Source organism: Polynucleobacter sp. MG-28-Ekke-A2 (genome assembly GCF_035012985.1).
Classification (GTDB): domain Bacteria; phylum Pseudomonadota; class Gammaproteobacteria; order Burkholderiales; family Burkholderiaceae; genus Polynucleobacter.
Map to the genome: position 1 here is coordinate 167,652 of NZ_JAYGQU010000001.1, position 21,565 is coordinate 189,216.

The window sequence follows — 21,565 nt, forward strand, 5'->3', positions numbered from 1 at the left end:
TTATTAGTAAAGTTTGCGGTTACTTCAGAAGTTGATGTTCAACCAACTTCTTGTGCAGGGTGTTGCGATTAATGCCTAGATATTGCGCTGCCAGTGATTGATTCTGCTTGGCATGTTGCATCACTAATTCCAGCATCGGTTTTTCAACAACGGCCAATACCATGTCATAGATATCAGTTGGTGCAGTTCCTTTGAGGTCATTCAGGTAACCCTGCAATTGGGTTTCAATACATTCGGTAATTGGGTGCTTATTGGTCATAACAATCTATCAATACAAAAACAAAAAAATAAAGAAATTAATTTAAGCTAAAACTATGCCGCTTCCAAAAATAACAAGCGGTCAGAATGGGATTTCATTTCGTCAAAATAATCATTGACCATTTGCAGTTGAGTTTTACAGTCGTCGGCAGTATTCATGCGCTGGCGAAATGCGTGGGAGTCACGCAGCCCTTTGCAGTACCAACCAATATGTTTACGTGCAGTTCGCAGGCCAATATACTCACCATAAAACTCATAGTGGTCTAAGAGGTGGGCATTCATGATGCCCTGAATCTCATTGATCTCCGGGGTTGGCAGCTTGCCACCGGTTTCAAGATAGTGGTTGATTTCACGGAAGATCCAAGGGCGACCTTGAGCAGCTCGACCAATCATGATGGCATCAGCACCAGTGAGCTTTATAACCTGCTCTGCCTTTTCTGGGCTGGTGATATCACCATTAGCCACTACCGGAATCTTCACACTATTTTTGACTGCCGTAATCGTTTCATACTCTGCTTCACCGTGATACAGGTCTGCTCTCGTGCGGCCATGGACCGTCAGCATGGAGATGCCAGATTTTTCTGCGAGACGCGCTATCTCAATGGCATTCTTATGTTCACGATCCCAGCCTGTACGAATTTTCAAAGTAACTGGTACCGCATCTGGACCGACACCAACGGCATTTACAACCGCTTCTAGAATTTGCTGCACCAGAGGCTCATCTCGCAATAGGGCGGAACCAGCTGCAACATTGCAAACTTTTTTGGCCGGGCAACCCATGTTGATGTCAATAATCTGAGCGCCATGATCAACGTTTATTTTTGCAGCTGCCGCCATCATCGCGGGGTCAGCCCCGGCAATTTGAACGGCAATCGGCTTGAATTCACCAACATGGTTGGCGCGGCGTTGAGTCTTTTCACTCTTCCAAAGAAGGGCATTTGAGGCCACCATTTCGGATACGGCATATCCGGCGCCCAATTTCTTGCAAAGCTGCCTAAATGGGCGGTCCGTTACCCCAGCCATAGGGGCTACAAATAATCTATTTGCGAGGAGGTGAGGACCAATGTTCATCTGAAAGGGCTTGGGCGGAAAGCATGACACTTTAGCACAGTCAGGCTCAAATCTGCCTAATTTTTAGGCAGATTGCTTGCTACAGATCAAACAGAGAATGCTTATATTTTGAGGGTGATTTAAGGGCTTTAGCGCCTACCAAACATCATCTGGCGAGCTAAGGCTGTCTTGAACGGCGGAAGCCACTGCAGGGCGCTTAAAGCCAATCCACGGGCTACAACAACTGGGGCTAAATTGGATGTAAATACTCTAGCCATAAAGTCTGTCAGTCCGATGGTTGTTGTTCTATCAGCTTTGCGACTTTGAGCGTAACTCTGGAGTGCATTTTGGATGTCTGCTGGAGATTGATTCTCGGCAGCCCCAGAAAATACCTCAACTAACTTCTCCGACAGTAAGAAGGCATCTCGTAATCCTAAATTCAGGCCTTGACCCGCTACTGGGTGCAAAGTTTGAGCGGCATTGCCAACCCAAACCTCATTGTCATGAGTAATCGCTTTGCGATAGTTCAAGCCAAGTTCATATAAACGACGATCTTGAATTTTCAGAAAACGTCCAATCCGTGAACCAAATTCTTTTTGTAGTTCAACTAAGAAATCTGTGTCACTCAGTTGCAAGCGATGCTGCGACGATTCTGGCGAGCCGCACCAAACCAGATTCAAAATATGATGTCCGTAGTGACTTGGTAAAACGGCTAACGGACCTTCAGCAGTAAAACGTTCCCAAGCTTGATGAGGTTCCGCATTCTCAACCTCAACTAAACCTACGAGGGCTGACTGCCCATAGTCGCGTCCAGATTCAACCCAGTCTTGCGTCTTAAATAAACCACCCTCAGCATGCACGATGCATTGAGCGTAGATGCTTTTTTCCTCGACATCCGGATTGATGTGCTTCCAAACGAAGTTAGGGCTCTTTGCTTGAATAGCCCGTAAGGAGTGACGCAGAGCCATATGAATGTCGCGATAACGAATAATGTGCCCTAGCGCATCTTGCTTGAGCTCTTCACGCGTCATCAGCGCGCGGCCAAAGCGACCCGCTTGCGAAACATGCACTCGATGAATTTCTGCAAACTCTTTTGGCCATGCATTAATCGTATCGAGCAAGAGTTTGCTGCCGTGCGATAGGGCAATGCCTCGGCTGTCGGCACTTGCAAGATCGTTGTCATTTACGGGGTTGCGATCAAGCAAAATAATCTTTGCTTCGGGGAATTTCTGCAGGGTCCAGGCAGCACAAGCAAGCCCAACTGGCCCGCCGCCTTGAATCAAGATATCGCAATGAGATGAATTCATTTTTATTATGGCGGTCTTAAGCATTCTTCATGAGTGCTTCGATTTCATCGGCTGTGACAGGTACGCCTCGAGAAATCAACTCACACCCAAAATCATTGATGACAGCGTCATCTTCAATACGAATGCCGATATTCCAAAAGGCCTGATCAACATCATCAGTAGGTCTGATATAGAGGCCTGGTTCCACCGTAATCACCATGCCGCTTTTTAGGATGCGCCAAGGCTTTTCTTCGCTTGATAGGTTTTGGGCGGTTTCACGATAAGAGCCTACATCGTGGACATCCATGCCCAGCCAGTGGGACGTGCGGTGCATGTAGAAACGACGGTAGGCGCCAGTCTCAATGGCGTTTTCTAAAGAACCCAACTCTGAAAGTTTGAGAAGCTTTTCATCCAGCAGACCTTGGGTCAGCACTTTAAGTGCCGCCTCATGTGGCTGCATAAATGTATTGCCAGGCCTGGTCATCGCAATCGCAGCTTCTTGCGCGGCTAATGTGATGTCATACAAAGCTCGTTGCGGTCCCGTAAATTTCCCATTGACTGGAAAGGTACGTGTAATGTCTGATGCATAACCATCGAGTTCACAACCCGCATCAATCAGACAAAGCTCGCCACTACGTAATTCAGTTGAGCCTGCGCGATAGTGAAGAATGCAAGAGTTTGCACCACCGGCAACAATGCTGTTGTAGGCAACACTTTGCGAACCGCTATTGCGGAACTCATGTAGTAATTCAGCTTCAAGTTGATATTCACGTAGGCCAGGCTTACAGACTTGCATAGCGCGGATATGCGCACGAGCGGAGATCTCTGCAGCTCGGCGCATGATATCAATTTCATCTACATCTTTAAATAAACGCATTTCATGAATCAGCGTTTCAACATCATGAAATTCTGATGGTGGATTTACACCAGAACGTGCTTGTCCACGCACCTGTTTCATCCAGTGACGTAGGCGTCTATCGGCTTCGGCGCTCTCAGCAAGGCGAATATATACCGCATCTTGATCAGCCAGTAAGTCACCGAGTTTTTGATCTAACTCTTGGTTGCTATATGCGTAGTCAATACCCAAAGCGTCCGGTGCTGCTTCAGGCCCAAGGCGAATGCCATCCCAAATTTCTCGCTCAGAATCTTTGGGTCTACAAAATAAGTGGGATTGCAGTTGGAAGTTTTTTCCATAGCTACCAACCTTCATGACGAGTGTTGCGCCCGGCTCCTCGAAACCCGTCAGATAATAAAAGTCGCTGTCGTGACGATAAGGAAATTCACTGTCACGGTTGCGAGAAAGTTCAGGAGCAGTTGAGATGACAACAATACCTCCGCCAGTCTTGGCAAAGATTTGTTCTGCTAATTGGTTTCTACGAAGCTGATAAATGTTAGTTTTATTCATATGCTGCATTAAGCTCTTGTAAGCGTTGTGGTGTGCCTACATCGTGCCATGGACCGAGATATTTTTCACCAGACACTTTATTTTGCTCCATGGCAGTTCTTAATAGGGGCGCGAGCTTAGCTGGGGTACCGAATTCCAAGTCTTGGAAGAGGTCTTTGTGATAAATCCCAATTCCAGAGAAGGTGAGCTTTTCTGCTCCAAGTGATTGGGTGTTTCCAACCACCGAACCTTGGAGGTAAAAATCTCCTTCAGGATGCTGGATTGGGTTGGGGACCATTAATAGGTGAGCCAAAGGCTTGCTTTCGTCCATTCGCATTTTGGAGGTTGCTTCCAAAAGCTGGGTAATTGGTAGCTTCGGGCTAAATACATCCCCATTAATGACTAAGAAGTAGTCTTTGGGTGCAATGATGGGGAGCGCCTTGCAAATACCCCCAGCGGTTTCAAGGGCCCTGCCTTCCGGAGAGTATTTAATGTGAAGACCAAATTGATCTCCATTACCTAGGGCTGCCTCAATTTTTTCACCCAACCAAGCATGGTTAATCACGACATCCTGAATCTTTGCCTTTGCCAGCGCTTCCAAATGCCACTCCAGCAAAGATTTTTTTTGAATAGCGAGTAAAGGCTTGGGTAAATCATCCGTCAGGGGGCGCATACGCTCGCCGCGTCCAGCCGCTAGTAAAAAACAAGGTATGGGATTGAGCTGACTCATGGTTTATGAATTACGCTTGATTTATGCGAGTAGATTCCAGAATCCGGGCTAATGGTTTTAGTTCAATATAACGGTTCGCTGTTGCAATAGCGTATTCCAACACAAGTGGAATATCTTTAATGTACCCATCCTTGCCGTCACGATGAAGGAGTCTTGCAAAAATGCCCAAAACTTTAAGGTGGCGCTGTAAGCCCATCCATTCAAAGTCACGATAGAACTGTCCAAAATCATTTGGCATTGGCAATCCTGCTTTACGACCATCCTCCCAAAATTTAATAACCCAATCAATCACACATTCTTCGGGCCATGCAATATAGGCATCACGCCACAGTGAAGAAGCATCATAAGTAATAGGTCCGTAAACTGCATCCTGAAAGTCAATTACTCCAGGATTACGTTTTTCAGTCACCATTAAGTTGCGAGAATGGTAATCACGATGAACATACACTTTAGCTTGAGCTAAATTATTTTCAATAATGAACTCAAAAGATTTCTTGAGCTGTTCTGTTTGTTGTTCGCTCAGATTGATATTGAGATGCTTTTTTAGATACCACTCTGGAAATAAATCTAATTCTCGTTGTAATAGCGCTTCATCATAGTTTGGCAAAACCCCTGGTTTGCTTGCTGATTGCATGAGCACTAGAGCGTGAGTTGCATCTTTGTAAAGATAATCAGCCGTTTCATTGTTGAGCTCGGCTAAGTAGGTTTTAGTGCCTAAATCGTTTAAGAGCAAGAAGCCTTCAGCAAGATTTTGCTCTAGGATTTTTGGCACATTTAGACCAGCCTCAGCGAGTAATAAATCGACCTTTATAAAGGCATCCAAAGGCTCATGTTGGGGCGGGGCGTCCATTACGATCAAAGTCCCAAAATTGGGCTTTTTGGACTCAATTCGAAAATAGCGTCGAAAGCTGGCGTCAGCCGAGGCTGGCACCAAAGAGTCGAGATCTAATTGCCAGCTAGCTTCTAGGGCTTTTAGCCAGTTACGGAGGGTGTTTAAGCGTGAGTCAGTCATGGTCGATTCGTATAATAAGGCGGGTCTGGATCTATGAGTCATTATCGCCGTCGCGCCGGCCTTTGCGCCCCTCTTTTTTTGCATGTAACCCTGCGCGTATTGATGGGGGTGGCATTGCTTCAATTTGCCCTCTGCGGACGTGCTCAAGCACCTGCTCCTTTGCCTGCAAATGCACAAGCTAATACCAATACCGTTTTATTGCCAGATCGCGGCAATGTCACTGTTTTAAAGTTGGATGATCAGCTGCGGGTCGGTAAGCCCATTAATGATGGAGAGGCTTTAACCTTTACTTCAAGCGATTCAGTAAATGGAGTTGTTGATCGTGATATGCATTTACAAGGACGAGCCCAAATTCGCCGCAATGGTGGGGTCGTTAAAGCGGATGAAATTACTTATAACCCCGACACCGACGTTGCCGATTTATTAGGGAATGTGGAGCTCTCTAAGGGGAATGTAACTTTTAAAGGGCCCAAAGGAACTTTCAAGGTTGATGCGCGCGAGGGCTCTATGGAGACAGCCGAATATGAATTGAGGGATAACGGCGGTAATGGCCAGGTTAAAAAATTAACGATTGAAAATACCGATATCTTTGTTTTTGATAAAGCAACGTACACCACCTGTACACCGCAAAACATGGATTGGTATTTTTCTGCCAGCACTCTAGAAATCGATAATGAGCAAAAGGAGATGGTAGGGACCCATGGTGTGATGCGTTTCTTTGATGTGCCTATTGCCTATGTTCCTTATTTCACTGCGCCTACTGGAGGACAACGTCGCACTGGTTTACTTGCTCCGGTCGCTGGCTACAGTTCTAATAACGGCCTTGATATTACCCAGCCTTACTACGTCAATATCGCCCCTAATCGTGACTTGCTTTTATTGCCCCGCTATATGAATCATCGCGGTGCAATGCTCGGCGCGCAATATCGCTTCTTAGATACTCAGTACTCCGGAACTGCGATGGGTGAATATATGTCATACGACAAAAAAACCGGCACCAGTCGCTGGAAGTATGACTGGCAACAACGACAAGTATTTAGTGGGAGTGTAGGTCCTGGCGGCATTCCGATGCCAGGCGCATGGTCAGGTTATGCAAATATGTCCCGTGTTTCTGACAATTTATATCCAACGGATTTCTCGCAAAGTATTGCAGGAGCCGTTACAAGTCAGTTTCGCCAAGAGGTTGGGACCACGAAAGGGCTAACGGGAAGTTTAAGTAATTGGAATGTTTCAGCAAAAGCAATCACCTTCCAGACCTTGCAGCCTGACCTAACTGCCCCAGTGCAATCTCCCTACAATGTATTGCCGAATATTAATGCGTCCTACAACAATCGACTTACTCCAGCGGTGGCAGATGTCAGTGGTAAGTATGTGACGTTGCCAACAGGCCCTGCCACCACCTTTTCTACGGATTACACTCGTTTTGCGTATAACGTAAATAGTAATTTAGCTTATGCCCCGGCTGGATACTTATATAGTCAAGCGGATCGAACTGTTATTAAGGGTGCAATGGCTCTACCGCAGATTACTCCGGGCTACTACATCACTCCAAAGGTCAGTTTTCAGTCTAATACTTATGCTGCTACTGCTGCAGTTACTAGTGCCAATCCTCTAGGCGCTGCACCCCCACCGCAAGGCTTTACGATCCCAACATTTAGTCTGGATTCGGGCCTGGCGTTTGAAAGGGATGCTGCTGAATTAAAGGGCTTCTTTGGCCGTGATATGTTGCTGACAATGGAGCCGCGCGCTTTCTATGTTTATACGCCCTATCAAAATCAATCGCAGACACCCCTGTTTGATACGACTGATGCTGGTTTTGGTGTTTCCCAAATTTTCAGTGAAAATACTTTTGTTGGTAATGATCGTATTGCAGATAGTAATGCCACCACCCTTGGTTTAACCAGTCGCATGATTGAGGCTAATACTGGAGCGGAACGTGCGAACGTAACACTTGCTCAAAAGCAGCAGTTCACGGGGCAAAAGGTTGGCTTGAACCGCACTATTGTGAATCCCACTACTTATTTAGACACTCTGGGTTCTGGTTCGGTACGTTTACTTGGCAATTTCAGTGCAGACGTTTTCGGCCAGTACAACACTCAGCTCAATCGTTTTGTTCAAACCACTGTTGGTGGTAGTTGGCGCCCAACACAAGGCAGGAGTTTAAATTTCGGATACCGGAATGTTTGGTCTCCTCCCACGCAGGCTTTTGGTCCAACTCCAGCAACCCTGGCTCAAACGACAACGGATCAATACAATATTTCTGGGCAGTGGCCTATTACCCGTGAGGTTTCTGTTTTAGGACGTTGGGGATATGATGCCTTGACTACTAAGACTTTGAACTCCTTAGTGGCCTTGGAGTGGAGCAGGGACTGCTGGACTTTCCGTGGGGCTTACTCCCAAGTCTTAAATACTTCGCAAATAACCACCACTCAGGTGCTCTTTCAGGTTGAATTTAAGGGCTTTGGTAGCGCTGGAGGCAATCCTGTTGATATCATGAAGCTAAATGTTCCCGGATATATGCCTACTTCCAAGCCTATACCACCTTCAACATACGAGAACTATCAATAATGCTTTGTATGAAACGTTTTAAACAAATTAGTATTCATGCCATTTTAATTGGCATTGGATTATTTGTGAATATTGCTTTTGCCCAGGATTCGGCAAAGACGAATACTATTGCCGAAAGCAAAATTCGTAATATTGATGGCGTAGCTGCAGTTGTCAACACGGGTTATGTAACCCGTAAAGAGATTGATGACCGAATTGCTGCACTTAAAAAACAAGGTGTGAAATTACCTGAAGATGGTTCACTGCGTAAGGTAATTTTAGATCGACTCATTTTAGAAAAAATCCAACTGCAAAATGCTGATCAAGAAGGGGTTAAGGTTACCAATAAGGAGTTGGACAGAATTATTGGTGACATTGCCGCCAAGAACAAGCTAAGTTATGCAGAATTTAAAGCTAAGGTAATCGCTACTGGGACTACGTTTGAGCGTTATAAGGAGACCTTGCGCGATGATGTCATCGTTACCCGCTATCGAGAGCGCGAAGTTGAGGGTAAGCTCAAAATATCAGATGCTGAGATAGATAACTTCATTGCCGAGCGTACTCGTGCCATGACATCAGGCGGTGCGCCACGGTCAACTCCAGCAGCTAACGGCGAGCCGGAGGAAATTGATGTAGCGCAAATCTTTATCCCGGTTGATACCGGTGCCGGTGCGGGGGCTCAGGCTGAAGCAAAAAAGAAAGCGGACGCTCTATTAAAGGATGCTCGTGGGGATGTCGATTTTCTGCAGCTAGGTGCAATGGCTGCAAAAGATAATCCAAAGATTAAGTTTCAAGAGTTGGGCTACCGTACTCCTGATCGTTTGCCGCAATTGTTTTATGAGGCTATTCGTAATACTGGTGGTGGCCAGGTTGCTAATACAGTTGTTAAAAGTCCTGCTGGGTACCATGTGCTCAAAGTTCTAGATCGCCGTGCAGCAGGCGCTAGCACTCCTCAACAACAAGCTACAGCATCTGATGCCGGTTCACCTACCCCGCAAAATATTCCCATTACCCAAACTTTATCTCGCCACATCTTGTTAAGAAGTCGTCCTGGGTTAAGTGATCAAGATGCAGAGAGGCGCTTGCAGGGCTACCGTGATCAGGTGCGGGCAAAGACTGCGGACTTTGCGGAACTTGCAAAGAAATATTCTGAAGATGGATCTGCGGCAAATGGCGGTGAGTTAGGTTGGATGAGTCCTGGAGATTTGGTTCCTGAATTTGAGCAAGCTATGAATCGCTTACAAATTGGCGAAGTTAGTAACCCTGTAAAAACCGAGTTTGGTTGGCACCTAATTCAGGTATTAGAGCGTCGCGAAGGCCAGCTGACCGTTGAAAAGCAGCGTCAATTTGCAAAAGCAGCAATCCGTGAGAGAAAGTTTGAGCAAGCTTATCAAGAGTGGATGCGTGAGCTGCGTGATAACGCAACTGTAAAAATTCTGAACGTGGAAGATGCAGCAAGCAGCGCACCTCGTTAATCTCGTTATAACTACAGGTGAACCAGCCGGCGTCGGGCCAGAAGTTTCTTTAGCTGCTTCGCTGGAGTTTCTACGTGAACATGCAGATGCTCGCATCACTTTATTGGGTAACGACCAGTTATTGACATTATCTAAGGGGCTTAGCTCAGAGTTATCTAGTCGATTACAAATCCAATCCTTTCCCCTGGGAGCCCCTGTTGTTTTGGGTAGTTTGAATTCGCAAAACGCTCAGTATGTGGTGAATCTTTTAGATCAGGCGATTGATGGTTGTCAGCAAGGGCGCTTTGACGCCATGGTGACTGCGCCTCTTCAAAAAAGCATTATTAATGAGGCTGGTACGCCATTTACAGGGCATACGGAATACCTAGCACAGCGCTGCAAGGTTTCTCATGTGGTGATGATGTTGTGCGCACCATTGCCCATTGGATTTTTGGGGCTCAAGGTACCCAGGGATTTACGTGTTGCTCTCGTCACAACTCATCTTCCTTTAAAGGAAGTTGCGCCAGCGGTGAGTTATGACTTGATATTGGAAACGATTCAAATCGTCAATCAAGATTTACAGCAGAAATTCGGAATCGTTAAGCCCATCATTCGAATGGCGGGTTTAAATCCACATGCAGGAGAGTCAGGTTATTTGGGCCGAGAGGAGATTGATGCCATCTCACCGTCAATTGAAGCAGCCAAGAAGATGGGAATCCATGTTTCTGGCCCTTATCCTGGCGACACAATGTTTGATCCAGAATCTGTTGCACAAGTAGATGCTTTTATTGCGATGTATCACGATCAAGGACTCGCGCCGTTTAAGTTTGTGACCTTTGGTAATGGCGTTAATGTCACTTTAGGATTGCCCATTATTCGCACTTCTGTAGATCACGGAACCGCTTTGGATATCGCCGGTAAAGGTGTGGCGGACTCTAAGAGCATGCTTGAGGCTTTGCGTTTGGCATATAAGTTGGCTCTGAATAAACGAAAGCAAGTCTAAAACATGCATCGCGCTCGCAAACGATTTGGCCAAAACTTTTTGCAGGACAATGGAATTATTTATTCTATTGTTGCGCTTATCAATCCTGGTGCGGATATGCATGTCATTGAGATTGGTCCTGGCCTGGGTGCGCTAACCCTTCCTTTACTGAGCAATCTTGATCACCTAGATCTTTTGGAGATTGACCGTGATTTGGTGGCTTTTTGGAATGAGAAAAATCTCAAAAGCCTCACAGTGATTGAGGGTGATGCGCTCAAGTTTGACTTTTTGACATGGGCTCAAAATAGATCGACCAAGCAAGGTTTATGTAAAGTGGTTGGTAATCTTCCATACAATATTTCTTCGCCTTTATTGTTCCATTTGGTTTCTGCTGCGGCCTCAATTGATGAGCAGGTATTTATGTTGCAAGCTGAGGTGGTGGAAAGAATGGTTGCAAAGGCCGGAAGTTCTGATTTCAGTCGTTTGTCGGTCATGCTACAAGCCCGTTACGACATGGAGCTAGTGCTAGAGGTGCCTCCTGAAGCTTTTGATCCTCAGCCCAAAGTGAACTCAGCTGTAGTGCGGATGATCCCAAGAAGGGACTTTACATTGACTGATGCTCAATGGAATTCATTGGAAAAAGTAGTTGCCGCCGCCTTCTCCCAAAGAAGAAAAATGTTGCGGACTAATTTGAGTGCTTTTTCAGACAGATTGAGTTTGACGGAGATAGAGCTTAAGGCGAGAGCCCAGGATATTTCCGTTGACCGCTATATCGAGTGGGCTAAAGTTCTAGCCTCATAAATCAATATTCAGTCCTGACTCAGCACTGAATTACTGCCTTCTAGTGAATTATTTATAAGCGCTGGGGTCAATCACGCGCATTTCAGCTTCAATCCAGCCTTCTACTTCCCGTTGGAGCTCTTCTGCTGATTTATTGGTTGAGCTAATTGCTGGACCAATTGAAAAGATGACTGTGCCCGGTTCCTTGACAAAGCTATTTTTCGGCCAGCAACGACCAGCGTTGTGTGCAATCGGAATCACTAGTGCATCTGTAGCATTCGCAAGGCGTGCCCCACCTTTGCGGTAAGGCTTCGTTGATCCAATAGGAGTTCTAGTGCCTTCTGGAAAGAGCATGATCCATTTACCTTCACTTAAGCGTTTACGACCTTGAGTCGCTACAGAATGGGCTGCTGTCTGCTTATTAGAACGATTAATGTGGATCATCTTTAGTAAGGCGAGTGCCCAACCAAAAAATGGGATCCAAAGTAGTTCGCGCTTAAAGACAAAGCAAAGTTGTTTTGGCAGTAGTGCGATATACGCAATGGTTTCATAAGCGGACTGGTGCTTACTTAAGATGATGACGCGTTCATTGAGTACGGCCTGCATATTCTCTATGCCGCGGATTTCATAATGAATGCCGCACAATGGCTTTAATAGGGCGATAACGATTTTGTTCCAGAGCCCAATAAATGTGTAACGGTTTTCTGGGCTTAGGAATGGAAAGGCCAACATGCATAGCACTGACCAAATGGGCGTGAATATAACTAAAAATAAGGCAAAGAGGATGGAGCGAATCAATTTCACGATGGGTCTAAACCTTATTTTCTAAAAGTGCATTTGCAAAAGCCAGTAGATCAGCATGAATTTGCGTGCCTTCAGGTAGATCACCTTTTGTAAGCGTTTTTTCACCCTTGCCGGTGAGCACTAGGTGGGGTGAAGCTCCCAAGGCTACGCCAGCCTGGAGATCCCGTAAAGAATCCCCCACTATAGGAACGCCTGTCAGTGGTTTGATGCTATCTATCCTCTTGTAGCGCAATGCAATTTCTTTCATCATTCCTGGGGCCGGTTTACGGCAATCACATTGATGTGAATCTTGATGGGGGCAAAAGAAGATGCTGTCGATATGACCACCTAATGGCTTTAGCAAAGCCTCCATTTTGCTATGCATGGCATGTAGATCATTAACTGTGAAGTAGCCCCTGGAAAGACCTGACTGATTGGTTGCCAAGGCAATTTGATAGCCCGCTTGATTGAGTAGTGCTATCGCCTCTAAGCTTCCTGGAAGGGGAAGCCATTCGTCCACTGACTTTACATAATCATCGCGATCTTCATTGATCACGCCATCGCGATCAAGAATGACTAATTTAGAAGAGCTGGAGCTCATGCTAATTTGCCGAGATCGGCAACGAGATTCATTTTCTGGTGAAGTTGTTGCAGGAGGGCTAAGCGGTTATCACGTAGCTCAGGATTAGGATCCATGACCATCACATCCGCAAAGAATTGATCAATTGGTCCGCTCAAGGCGACCAACGCTCTTAAGAGTTCAACAAATTGACGCTTCTCATAAGCGGTATTGAGTGCAGGAGTCACCGCTTCCAATGCCTTGTGTAGTGTTGCCTCTGCAGGAATTTGCAGTAATTTGGCTGAACACGCTACAGGAATAGCGGTAGTGGTTTTCTTTAGAATATTGCTAATGCGCTTATTAGCAGCAGCGAGCTGAGCCGCTTCTGCCAGAGCATTAAATTCACGCAAGGCAGTCAAGCGCTCGATTAAATCATTAATTTGCGCTGGGTCTTGACTCAGGACAGCATCAATCTCGGCGCTAGTAAATGCTTTACCAGCAACTGATTGGTCTCGCAAATAGGCGCGTAAGCGATCAATGATGAAGGCATAGATATCGGCAGCCTTTGCTTTTTCTTGTACATCCGCTTGGGGAAACTGCGCACGAGCTAATTCAATTAATTCAGGCAAATTGAGTGAAAGATTCTTTTCCAAGAGCAAGCGGCAAATACCTAAGGCATGACGACGCAGAGCATACGGGTCTTTATCGCCTGTAGGGGCAAGTCCAACACCCCAAATGCCAACCAATGTTTCTAGTTTGTCGGCAATGGCTAAGATCGTGCCAGTTTGGGTTTGTGGCAAAGCATCGCCGGCAAAGCGCGGCATATAGTGTTCGCTGCAAGCACTAGCAACATCAGCATTCTCGCCATCATGAGTAGCGTAATAGCGCCCCATGATTCCTTGCAACTCCGGAAACTCGCCAACCATATCGGTTAGTAAGTCTGTTTTAGCAATTTCTGCAGCGCGTGATGCTAGCTTTTCATCGGCACCCAGTTTTTTGGCGATACCTACAGCTAACCCTTGAACGCGCTTTGTGCGATCTAGCTGATTGCCTAACTGGTTGTGATAAACCACCTTACCAAGATCTGCCACACGAGAAGCCAAAGGGCGCTTTTGATCTTGTTGGAAGAAGAAGCGAGCATCGGACAAGCGTGGGCGTACAACGCGCTCATTGCCTGAAATGATGGCATCAGGCTTACCTGTTTCAATATTAGAAGCAATCAAGAAGCGATTACGTAATTTGCCTTGCTTGTCTGTTAATGCAAAGTACTTTTGATTGGTTTGCATGGTCAAAATCAAGCATTCTTGAGGCACTTCTAAGAACTCTTGATCAAAATGGCATTCATAGATGGCCGGCCACTCAACAAGGGCTGTTACTTCATCTAGAAGGCTATCCGGCATCAATACCAAATCATCGCCAGCCGCTTTTAATAGGGCCGCTTCAATTTGCGCCCGACGCTGATTAAAGCTAGGAATAATCTTCGCGTTGGACTGCAAAGTGGTCTCGTATTGGTCTGCATTCGTAATAGTGATGAGACCAGGAGCCAGGAAACGATGCCCTTCGGTTTGATTGGCCGCATCGATACCCAAAGCACTGATTTTTAAAGTACTGTCGCCGTGTAGTGCAATGATGCGGTGGGCAGGACGAGCAAATTGCACGTCGGCCAATTGACCATCCTTTTGCAGCACTTGGTAGTGCATCATTTTTGCAATGGGCAGCTTGCTCAATGTTTGCTCAAGCGCAGCCTGTGCAGTTTTCTCAAGCGCAGCACCTTTAGCAATGACATTAAGGTACAGGGCTTCATTCTTACCCTCGCCTGCTTTTTCTAAAGTGGCAAGATCAATATCCCCATACCCAAGAGCGCCTAATTTTTTGAGTAGTGGTGGGGTTGCCTTGCCTTCAGCGTCAAATGCAATGCTAGTAGGTAATAATTTTTCCCGCACAGGGTAGTCGGGCGCTTGATCAAGAACGTTAGTGACTTGAACGGCTAAACGGCGCGGGGTTGCAAAGCCGGTCATCCTCGATGATTCTGATGCAAGGCCGGCTGTTTTGAGTCCTGCAAAGATGCCTTCGCTAAATGCATCACCTAAGCGACGCAGAGTCTTAGGTGGCAGTTCTTCGGTAAATACCTCGATCAATAAAGTCGCTGATTGAGGTTTTAAATTAGATGTGCTCATAAGTGGAATGCAGAAATCTCGATGCGCTTAAGCCTGAGCTTTAGCTTGACGTTGACACATTGGGAAGCCCAGTTTTTCTCTAGACTCAAAGTAAGCTTGAGCCACTGCGCGAGAAAGATTGCGAATGCGACCTATGTAGGCTGCGCGCTCAGTAACCGAGATAGCGCCACGCGCATCCAGTAAATTAAATGTGTGCGCAGCTTTCAGAACCATCTCGTAAGCAGGTAGTGCCAGTGGAACTTCCATCAAACGCTTTGCTTCACTTTCATAGTTTGTGAAGTTGGCAAAGAGTAAATCAGTATTAGAGTGTTCAAAGTTGTAGCAAGATTGCTCCACTTCATTCTGGTGATACACATCGCCATAGGAGATGCCATCGGCCCATACTAAGTCGTAGACGTTAGAGCAGTTTTGGATATACATTGCCAAACGTTCGATGCCATAGGTAATCTCACCAAGAACAGGTTTGCAATCTAAGCCGCCTACTTGTTGGAAGTAAGTGAACTGTGTCACCTCCATGCCATTGAGCCAAACTTCCCAGCCAAGACCCCATGCACCCAGCGTTGGGTTTTCCCAATCGTCCTCTACAAAACGAACATCATTCTCTTTAAGGTCTAAGCCTAAAGCGGCAAGAGATCCTAGGTAAAGATCGAGAATATTTTCAGGTGCCGGCTTGAGGACTACTTGATATTGATAGTAGTGTTGTAAGCGGTTTGGGTTCTCGCCATAGCGACCATCTTTAGGTCGGCGGGATGGCTGAACGTAAGCCGCTTTCCAAGGCTCAGGACCAATGGCGCGTAGGAAGGTGGCGGTATGGGATGTACCAGCACCAACCTCGAGGTCGATAGGTTGTAGTAGGGCACAACCTTGTTGGTCCCAATAATCTTGAAGTTTGAGAATGATTTGCTGAAAAGTAAGCATGATTAACCTGGCTAAGCCTTTGATTTTACATGGCTAGAGCACTCTGGAGTTAAAAATACTTAAAAACGTCTCTGACGAATCAGACCCCAAAGCAAGAGCAGGCAAGAAATACCCAAAATCGGTAAATTACCCCAAATGACATAAGGCGTTTTACCAGAGTAGGCCTGAACCTGGGTACTGAGGGTTGTTTGGGTAAATTCCGGGAGCGCTTTCAGCACTCTGCCATCAGGACCAAGAACCGCAGTAATCCCAGTATTGGTGGCACGCAAGGCGGGAAGCCCGGTTTCCAGGGAGCGCAATTGTGAAAGCCTGAGTTGTTGGGTAGACGCTTGAGAATCACCAAACCAGGCTAGATTGGTCATATTGATGAGTAGGTTGACTGGCTGATCGCTGTGTTGAATACGGGAGGCAAGTTCACCACCAAAGACGTCTTCATAGCAAATCGTAATTGCCGCATGAAGATCATCTTGATCCTTGCGCACAATCGCAAAGAGAGGTTGATACAGCTTTCCTCTTGCAAAGTCGCTCATGGGTACATGAAAGGCTTTAACGAACCACTGAAAACCTAGAGGAATAAATTCTCCAAAGGGAACGAGGTGGGCTTTATCGTATTGATAGGGCAATGCATTGGGCGACAGTCCAGTAGCGCGATTCGAATACTGCATACCGCCTTCTCCAGGTACTTCGCCGATCAAGCCAAGCAGAATATTGCTACTGCTTTTATTGGAAAAGTTTTGTAAGTAATCCAATAGGCCAATGGGTAAATTTGGAAGTGGCCATGGAAACGCGGTCTCAGGAATGATGATGAGGTTGGCTGCTTCTTTGGTAATTTCTCCAGCATAGAAATCGATTTGCTTGCCAATAGCTTGAGGATTGAATTTCAGACTTTGTTCAAAGTTACCCTGTATTAAGCGAACGCTAATTGGCTCTCCAACTGGCTTGGTGAAGGTAAGGAATCCAGCACTTTGAGAGATGCCAATGGCAATCAAAATGAGTAGCGCGCTAGAAATGACATGCTTACGGGCTTGGTAAATTTCCCAGGAGGCCCATACTGCCAAAAAGGTACATGCTAGCCCGCCAAAGAAGGGGGCGACAGGCGCAAATGGGCCATTGAACTGGGTTTCCGCAAAGCCCATCCAAGGAAATCCAGTGAAGATATAGCCCCGTAGAAATTCTGCAAGAACCCAACTCGCTGCCAGCAGCAGACCAAATAAGCGACTCTGTTTAAACAGTGGAATAGCAAGTGTTGCCAATGAGAAATAGAGCGCCACATAAGCAGAGAGCAGAAATACACCCATACAGGCGAGTGGCGCACTCATGCCACCAACATCATGCAGACTGATGTAAAGCCACCATAGACCCACAACAAAATACGCAATGCCGAATGAGAGGCCTAAGACAAATTGTTTTTTAAAGGAGATGGACTTCTGATCAAGGCGCCACCACAGAAGGCTGAGAACGGGAATCTGAATCCAGCCACCATAGGGTAACTCAGCAACGGCAGCAAGGGCCGCTCCCAATATAAACAGAATGCAAACCGAAAAAATCTTGATGCTCATGCCCGAATGATTGGAGTGCTGATCAAACAATGTAAATCTCAGTCTGATTTTTTATTGGATTGTCGTGCAAGCAGAATATGAATTTGTCTTGGGTCGGCGCGCTGCACTTCAAATTCAATGCCACCTATATCAATGAGCTCACCCATTTTAGGGACGCGGCCTAAATGCTGGATCACCAAGCCCGCCACAGTTTCAATATCTTCCACTTCAAAATGAGTGCCAAGTCTTTCGTTAAATTGCTCAAGCTCGGTAATGCCTTTAACGCGAATGTCGCCATTATCTAAAGCGATGAGGTTATCTGCTTCTTCATCGATATCATGTTCATCCTCAATATCGCCAACGATCTGCTCGAGCACATCTTCAATGGTGATGATGCCGGCAACGCCGCTATATTCGTCAACTACGATAGCTAAATGATTGCGGTTGTCTTTGAAGTCTCGCAACAAGACGCTAAGACGTTTGGACTCTGGAATAAATACCGCTGGGCGTAACCAATCCCGCACCTGAAAATCTTTCTCAGTAGCGTGACGTAACAAATCTTTTGCTAACAAAATGCCAATGACATTATCTCGACTGCCTTCGAATACAGGAAAGCGTGAGTGAGCCGCTTCAATAACGCTCTTAATGATTTCAGAGAGAGGTTGGCCAATATCAATCCAATCAATTTGGGCGCGAGGCACAAGGATGTCGCGAGCGCATAACTGCCCTACTTGAAAAACACCCTCAATCATGGAGAGGGCATCCGCATCAATTAATCCCTCTGCTTGAGCTTCCCGAAGGGTATCAATCAGTTCTTGACGGCGTTCACTGGGTTCAGTTGGCTGCGGAGTTAAAAAATCAGCCAAGCGATCTAAAAGGGATTTATTGGGGTCAGGCATATAGCAAGAATAGCGTAGAAATATGGCAAATCAAGAATAGGGGTTGGCAAAGCCCAATTTTTGGAGAATTTGGATTTCCAGGGCCTCCATCTTTTTTGCATCCCGGCTTACCTCGTGATCATGACCTTGAGCATGAAGGCAGCCGTGCACAATTAAATGGGCCAAATGGGCTTTTAGTAATTTACTTTGCTCTTTGGCTTCTTTTTGTAGAACAGGTAAGCAAAAAATAATATCCGCTACTACAGCTTCTTTTGAAAGCTCGTAAGTAAAAGTTAAAACATTGGTGGCGTAATCTTTTTGACGAAAAGCGAAATTTAGCTTCTTACCTTCCGCAGCATTCACAAAGCGAAGGGTGATTAAGCCACTAAGAGCTGTGGCACTTTTCACCCATTTCTTGATTAGGGTTGAGGAGGCTGCTTTATTAACGGAAGACTCAATCGCCGGACTGGCGTATTGCAGCTCAATCGCTAGCTTCGAAGAGATGCTTTTTTTATTGACTGACATGGGCTTCTACCAACTCGCCTCTGAGGGTGTAGTTCAGAACTTCCGTAATGCGAATGTCTACGAATTGACCAATAAGGCTCTCAATATCTTGATCAGGCGCTGTGAAATGAATGACGCGATTATTTTCAGCACGACCCTGTAAGTTGACGCCATCCTTAGCAAGACCTTCAATTAATACTCTTTCGGTATTACCCAGCATTTTTTGGCTAATTTGGTTTGCCTGCCCCTCAACCAATGCCAATAAAGTTTGGAGGCGCTTGAGTTTTACCTCGTAAGGTGTGTCATCGTGAAGGTTTGCTGCAGGAGTTCCTGGGCGTGGGCTAAAGATAAAACAAAAGCTGTTATCAAAGTTCAGCTCCTTAACCATTTTGAGTAGCTTCTCAAAGTCAGCCTCAGTTTCACCTGGAAAGCCCACGATGAAATCACTTGACAGTGTTAGGTTGGGACGAACAGCGCGCATCTTACGAATAATGCTCTTGAACTCTAGGGCTGTATAGCCGCGCTTCATCGCTGAGAGCATAGAATCTGAGCCATGTTGTACTGGCAGATGAAGGTGACTTACAAGCTTGGGCACTTTAGCGTAGACGTCAATGAGGCGTTGTGTAAATTCTTTAGGGTGGCTGGTGGTAAAGCGGATCCGTTCAACCCCGGGAATGTCAGCGATGTATTCAATCAATAGAGCAAAGTCAGCGATTTCTTCGGTATCACTCATCTTGCCAAGATAGGCGTTTACGTTTTGACCAAGCAGAACAATTTCTTTGACGCCTTTGCTAGCAAGGCCAGCGACTTCTGTCAGCACATCATCAAATGGTCTTGAGACTTCTTCACCGCGCGTATAGGGTACAACACAGTAGCTGCAATACTTGGAGCAACCTTCCATAATGGAGACGTATGCAGAGCCACGAGTTTGGCGAGATGCGGGAAGATGATCAAACTTTTCGATTTCAGGAAAAGAAATATCCACTTGTGAGATGCCTGTTTTGCGACGCTGTGCAATGAGGTCGGATAAGCGATGGAGTGTTTGAGGTCCAAACACAACATCTACGTAAGGAGCGCGACTAACAATTTGTTGACCTTCTTGGCTGGCAACGCAGCCACCAACGCCAATTAGTAAGTCGGGCTTCGTTTTTTTGAGTTCACGTAACCGTCCCAAATCTGAAAAGACTTTATCTTCCGCTTTTTCGCGGATAGAGCAGGTGTTGAGAAGAACCACGTCGGCATCTTCAGGGCGATCCGTCATGACCATGCCTTCATCCGCATGCAGGAGGTCTGCCATTTTTCCCGAGTCGTACTCGTTCATTTGACAGCCAAAGGTTTTGATGTAGAGCTTTTTCATATGCCGTTCTCAGGTATATAGCTGGGGGCGAAGCTCAGATTTTACCGCCTAAGACCCAAGTTGTTCTTATATGAGTCTGTAAGCCAGAATTGCCACGATGGTGGGCGGAATGGCCGCAATCAATAAATACAGCGCTGAAACCGTATGTCCAGGAAAGTGGCCACGCAAGATCGCAATACCTGCTGGGTTGGGAGCATTAGCAATAACGGTGAGGCCGCCACCAGCAACTGCTCCACCCACTAATGCTAGCTTGAACTCCGGTGAGGTACCGGTTACCAATGATCCTAAATAGGTGAGTGCCGCATTGTCAGTGAAAGCAGTCAAAACAAGACTGCCATAAAAGACTGCGGTAGGGCTCATCATTTCGAGAATGGGTTGCAGCCACCATCCTTGCAATGCACCCAATACTACTAAACCACCCAGGAAGAATCCCACTAAAAGCGCCTCTTTCAGAATGAGAGGACTTTGATGTTTTGGATATGCCGTGGTGTAACCAATAAAGAAAAGCAAAATCCACGTGAAAATAATTGGATCATGCGCAAAGAAAACCACTCCAAATAAAAAAATCAGGTGCGTCAAAATGACTGCGAAAGGAATTTTTACTTCCCCTTTATCGGCATTAGGTTCAATCAATTGGCGATGAAATAAAAGCGTTGCTGCCAGAGCATTGATGAAGATCGCAATGCAAGACTCTAGACCAAAGTTGCTAAACATAAATGCTGAACTCCATCCCCAGGTAGAGGCCACCATCAGAACAGGCGGAGCAGCAAAATTGGTGAGTGTGCCTCCAATGGAGATATTCACAAAGAGCACGCCAAGGGTGCCAAATAGAAGCGCTTTAGAACATTGGTGACGATAGACAAGGTCGCGCAATAAAAAAGCAGCCAGAGTCATCGCTGCAGGCTCGGTGATCAAAGAGCCAAGGAGTGGTGTGGCCCCTAGAGTTAAAAAATATAAAGCAGGAGCGCTTCTGATACGCAAAAGATATTGCAGGCCATTGGCCAGCACATGCAAAATTTGAGTAGAAAAATACAGAATGGGTTTTGTACCAGCCACAATCATGATGGCAAAGACAAAGAGTGGTTCTGTGAAATTGCGTTTATTCAGAAAGTTCTTAGCAGTCCCTAAGTCGTCATATAAGGAAATAAAAATAACCAGTATGGCAGCCCAAAAACCAAAAACAATTTCTACTTCACCAAGGAGATGCCAAAGACCAGCATGTCGAGGCGATTTTTTAGCAATCGTTTCAAAATAGCCTGTGCAAAAGGTATGCAAAACAGCAATTGCAAAAATAATGCTCGCACCAAGTTCTGTGGGGGTAAAGTTCATAGCAGAATGGTAGCAGGTGCTTGGTGAGGCTCAGACATT

At 46.1% G+C, this 21,565-nt stretch carries 19 protein-coding genes; 4 read left to right on the forward strand and 15 right to left on the reverse strand.

Annotated features, from left to right (window positions below):
- Window positions 1-19: 19 nt before the first annotated feature.
- The 6 genes from VC188_RS00910 to VC188_RS00935 all read right to left on the reverse strand — a co-directional run bounded on the left by VC188_RS00910 (window position 20) and on the right by VC188_RS00935 (window position 5,720).
- The gene (locus VC188_RS00910; protein WP_072582732.1) at window positions 20-259 is read right to left on the reverse strand and encodes a helix-turn-helix domain-containing protein; all 240 of its coding nucleotides are present in this window, start codon (window positions 257-259) and stop codon (window positions 20-22) included.
- Between the two features lie 53 nt (window positions 260-312).
- Entirely contained in the window at window positions 313-1,329 is a 1,017-nt protein-coding gene (gene dusB / locus VC188_RS00915; RefSeq protein WP_323482735.1) for a tRNA dihydrouridine synthase DusB, read from the reverse strand.
- Between the two features lie 128 nt (window positions 1,330-1,457).
- A complete protein-coding gene (locus VC188_RS00920) occupies window positions 1,458-2,615 on the reverse strand; it encodes an FAD-dependent monooxygenase (protein WP_215321037.1) in 1,158 nt (385 codons plus the stop codon).
- Window positions 2,616-2,631: 16 nt separating this feature from the next.
- On the reverse strand, window positions 2,632-3,999 hold the full coding sequence (locus tag VC188_RS00925; RefSeq protein WP_251368466.1) for an aminopeptidase P N-terminal domain-containing protein: 1,368 nt from the start codon (window positions 3,997-3,999) through the stop codon (window positions 2,632-2,634).
- Window positions 3,992-4,708, reverse strand: coding sequence for an N-acetylmuramate alpha-1-phosphate uridylyltransferase MurU (gene murU, locus VC188_RS00930; RefSeq protein ID WP_215321035.1), 717 nt, complete (start codon window positions 4,706-4,708; stop codon window positions 3,992-3,994). The genes VC188_RS00925 and murU overlap by 8 nt, the downstream gene beginning before the upstream one ends.
- Before the next feature lie 10 nt (window positions 4,709-4,718).
- The gene (locus VC188_RS00935; RefSeq protein WP_215321034.1) at window positions 4,719-5,720 is read right to left on the reverse strand and encodes an aminoglycoside phosphotransferase family protein; all 1,002 of its coding nucleotides are present in this window, start codon (window positions 5,718-5,720) and stop codon (window positions 4,719-4,721) included.
- A gap of 33 nt (window positions 5,721-5,753) precedes the next feature.
- Between VC188_RS00935 and VC188_RS00940 the strand changes: the two genes are divergently transcribed.
- From VC188_RS00940 to rsmA, 4 genes are read left to right on the forward strand one after another with little or no spacing between them, the layout of a single operon-like run.
- Window positions 5,754-8,288 (forward strand): LPS-assembly protein LptD, encoded by a 2,535-nt coding sequence (locus VC188_RS00940; RefSeq protein WP_323482736.1) that lies wholly within the window; start codon window positions 5,754-5,756, stop codon window positions 8,286-8,288.
- An 8-nt stretch (window positions 8,289-8,296) separates the two neighbouring features.
- The gene (locus tag VC188_RS00945) at window positions 8,297-9,742 is read left to right on the forward strand and encodes a peptidylprolyl isomerase (RefSeq protein ID WP_251368465.1); all 1,446 of its coding nucleotides are present in this window, start codon (window positions 8,297-8,299) and stop codon (window positions 9,740-9,742) included.
- A complete protein-coding gene (pdxA, locus tag VC188_RS00950; protein WP_323482737.1) occupies window positions 9,717-10,724 on the forward strand; it encodes a 4-hydroxythreonine-4-phosphate dehydrogenase PdxA in 1,008 nt (335 codons plus the stop codon). The genes VC188_RS00945 and pdxA overlap by 26 nt, the downstream gene beginning before the upstream one ends.
- A 3-nt stretch (window positions 10,725-10,727) precedes the next feature.
- Window positions 10,728-11,504 carry a 16S rRNA (adenine(1518)-N(6)/adenine(1519)-N(6))-dimethyltransferase RsmA gene (rsmA, locus tag VC188_RS00955; RefSeq protein WP_323482738.1) on the forward strand — a complete coding sequence of 259 codons (777 nt, stop codon included), beginning with the start codon at window positions 10,728-10,730 and terminating at the stop codon, window positions 11,502-11,504.
- Between the two features lie 48 nt (window positions 11,505-11,552).
- Here rsmA and VC188_RS00960 read toward each other — a convergent pair whose 3' ends face one another.
- The 9 genes from VC188_RS00960 to VC188_RS01000 all read right to left on the reverse strand — a co-directional run bounded on the left by VC188_RS00960 (window position 11,553) and on the right by VC188_RS01000 (window position 21,526).
- A complete protein-coding gene (locus VC188_RS00960; protein ID WP_215321029.1) occupies window positions 11,553-12,287 on the reverse strand; it encodes a lysophospholipid acyltransferase family protein in 735 nt (244 codons plus the stop codon).
- A 7-nt stretch (window positions 12,288-12,294) separates the two neighbouring features.
- Window positions 12,295-12,867: a D-glycero-beta-D-manno-heptose 1,7-bisphosphate 7-phosphatase gene (gene gmhB, locus VC188_RS00965; RefSeq protein WP_215321028.1), complete on the reverse strand. Its 573-nt coding sequence runs from the start codon at window positions 12,865-12,867 to the stop codon at window positions 12,295-12,297.
- Window positions 12,864-15,002, reverse strand: coding sequence for a glycine--tRNA ligase subunit beta (gene glyS, locus VC188_RS00970; RefSeq protein WP_216190569.1), 2,139 nt, complete (start codon window positions 15,000-15,002; stop codon window positions 12,864-12,866). The genes gmhB and glyS overlap by 4 nt, the downstream gene beginning before the upstream one ends.
- A gap of 27 nt (window positions 15,003-15,029) precedes the next feature.
- The gene (glyQ, locus tag VC188_RS00975) at window positions 15,030-15,920 is read right to left on the reverse strand and encodes a glycine--tRNA ligase subunit alpha (protein WP_068319536.1); all 891 of its coding nucleotides are present in this window, start codon (window positions 15,918-15,920) and stop codon (window positions 15,030-15,032) included.
- Window positions 15,921-15,979: 59 nt separating this feature from the next.
- Entirely contained in the window at window positions 15,980-17,509 is a 1,530-nt protein-coding gene (gene lnt, locus VC188_RS00980; protein WP_323482739.1) for an apolipoprotein N-acyltransferase, read from the reverse strand.
- Window positions 17,510-17,517: 8 nt separating this feature from the next.
- Entirely contained in the window at window positions 17,518-18,357 is an 840-nt protein-coding gene (locus VC188_RS00985) for an HlyC/CorC family transporter (protein ID WP_323482740.1), read from the reverse strand.
- A 30-nt stretch (window positions 18,358-18,387) separates the two neighbouring features.
- Complete coding sequence (gene ybeY, locus VC188_RS00990) at window positions 18,388-18,861, reverse strand: rRNA maturation RNase YbeY (protein ID WP_323482741.1); 474 nt, start codon at window positions 18,859-18,861, stop codon at window positions 18,388-18,390.
- Window positions 18,848-20,197, reverse strand: a complete 1,350-nt coding sequence (miaB, locus tag VC188_RS00995; RefSeq protein ID WP_323482742.1) for a tRNA (N6-isopentenyl adenosine(37)-C2)-methylthiotransferase MiaB — start codon at window positions 20,195-20,197, stop codon at window positions 18,848-18,850. The genes ybeY and miaB overlap by 14 nt, the downstream gene beginning before the upstream one ends.
- A gap of 66 nt (window positions 20,198-20,263) precedes the next feature.
- Entirely contained in the window at window positions 20,264-21,526 is a 1,263-nt protein-coding gene (locus VC188_RS01000) for a putative Na+/H+ antiporter (protein WP_323482743.1), read from the reverse strand.
- Window positions 21,527-21,565: the final 39 nt, after the last annotated feature.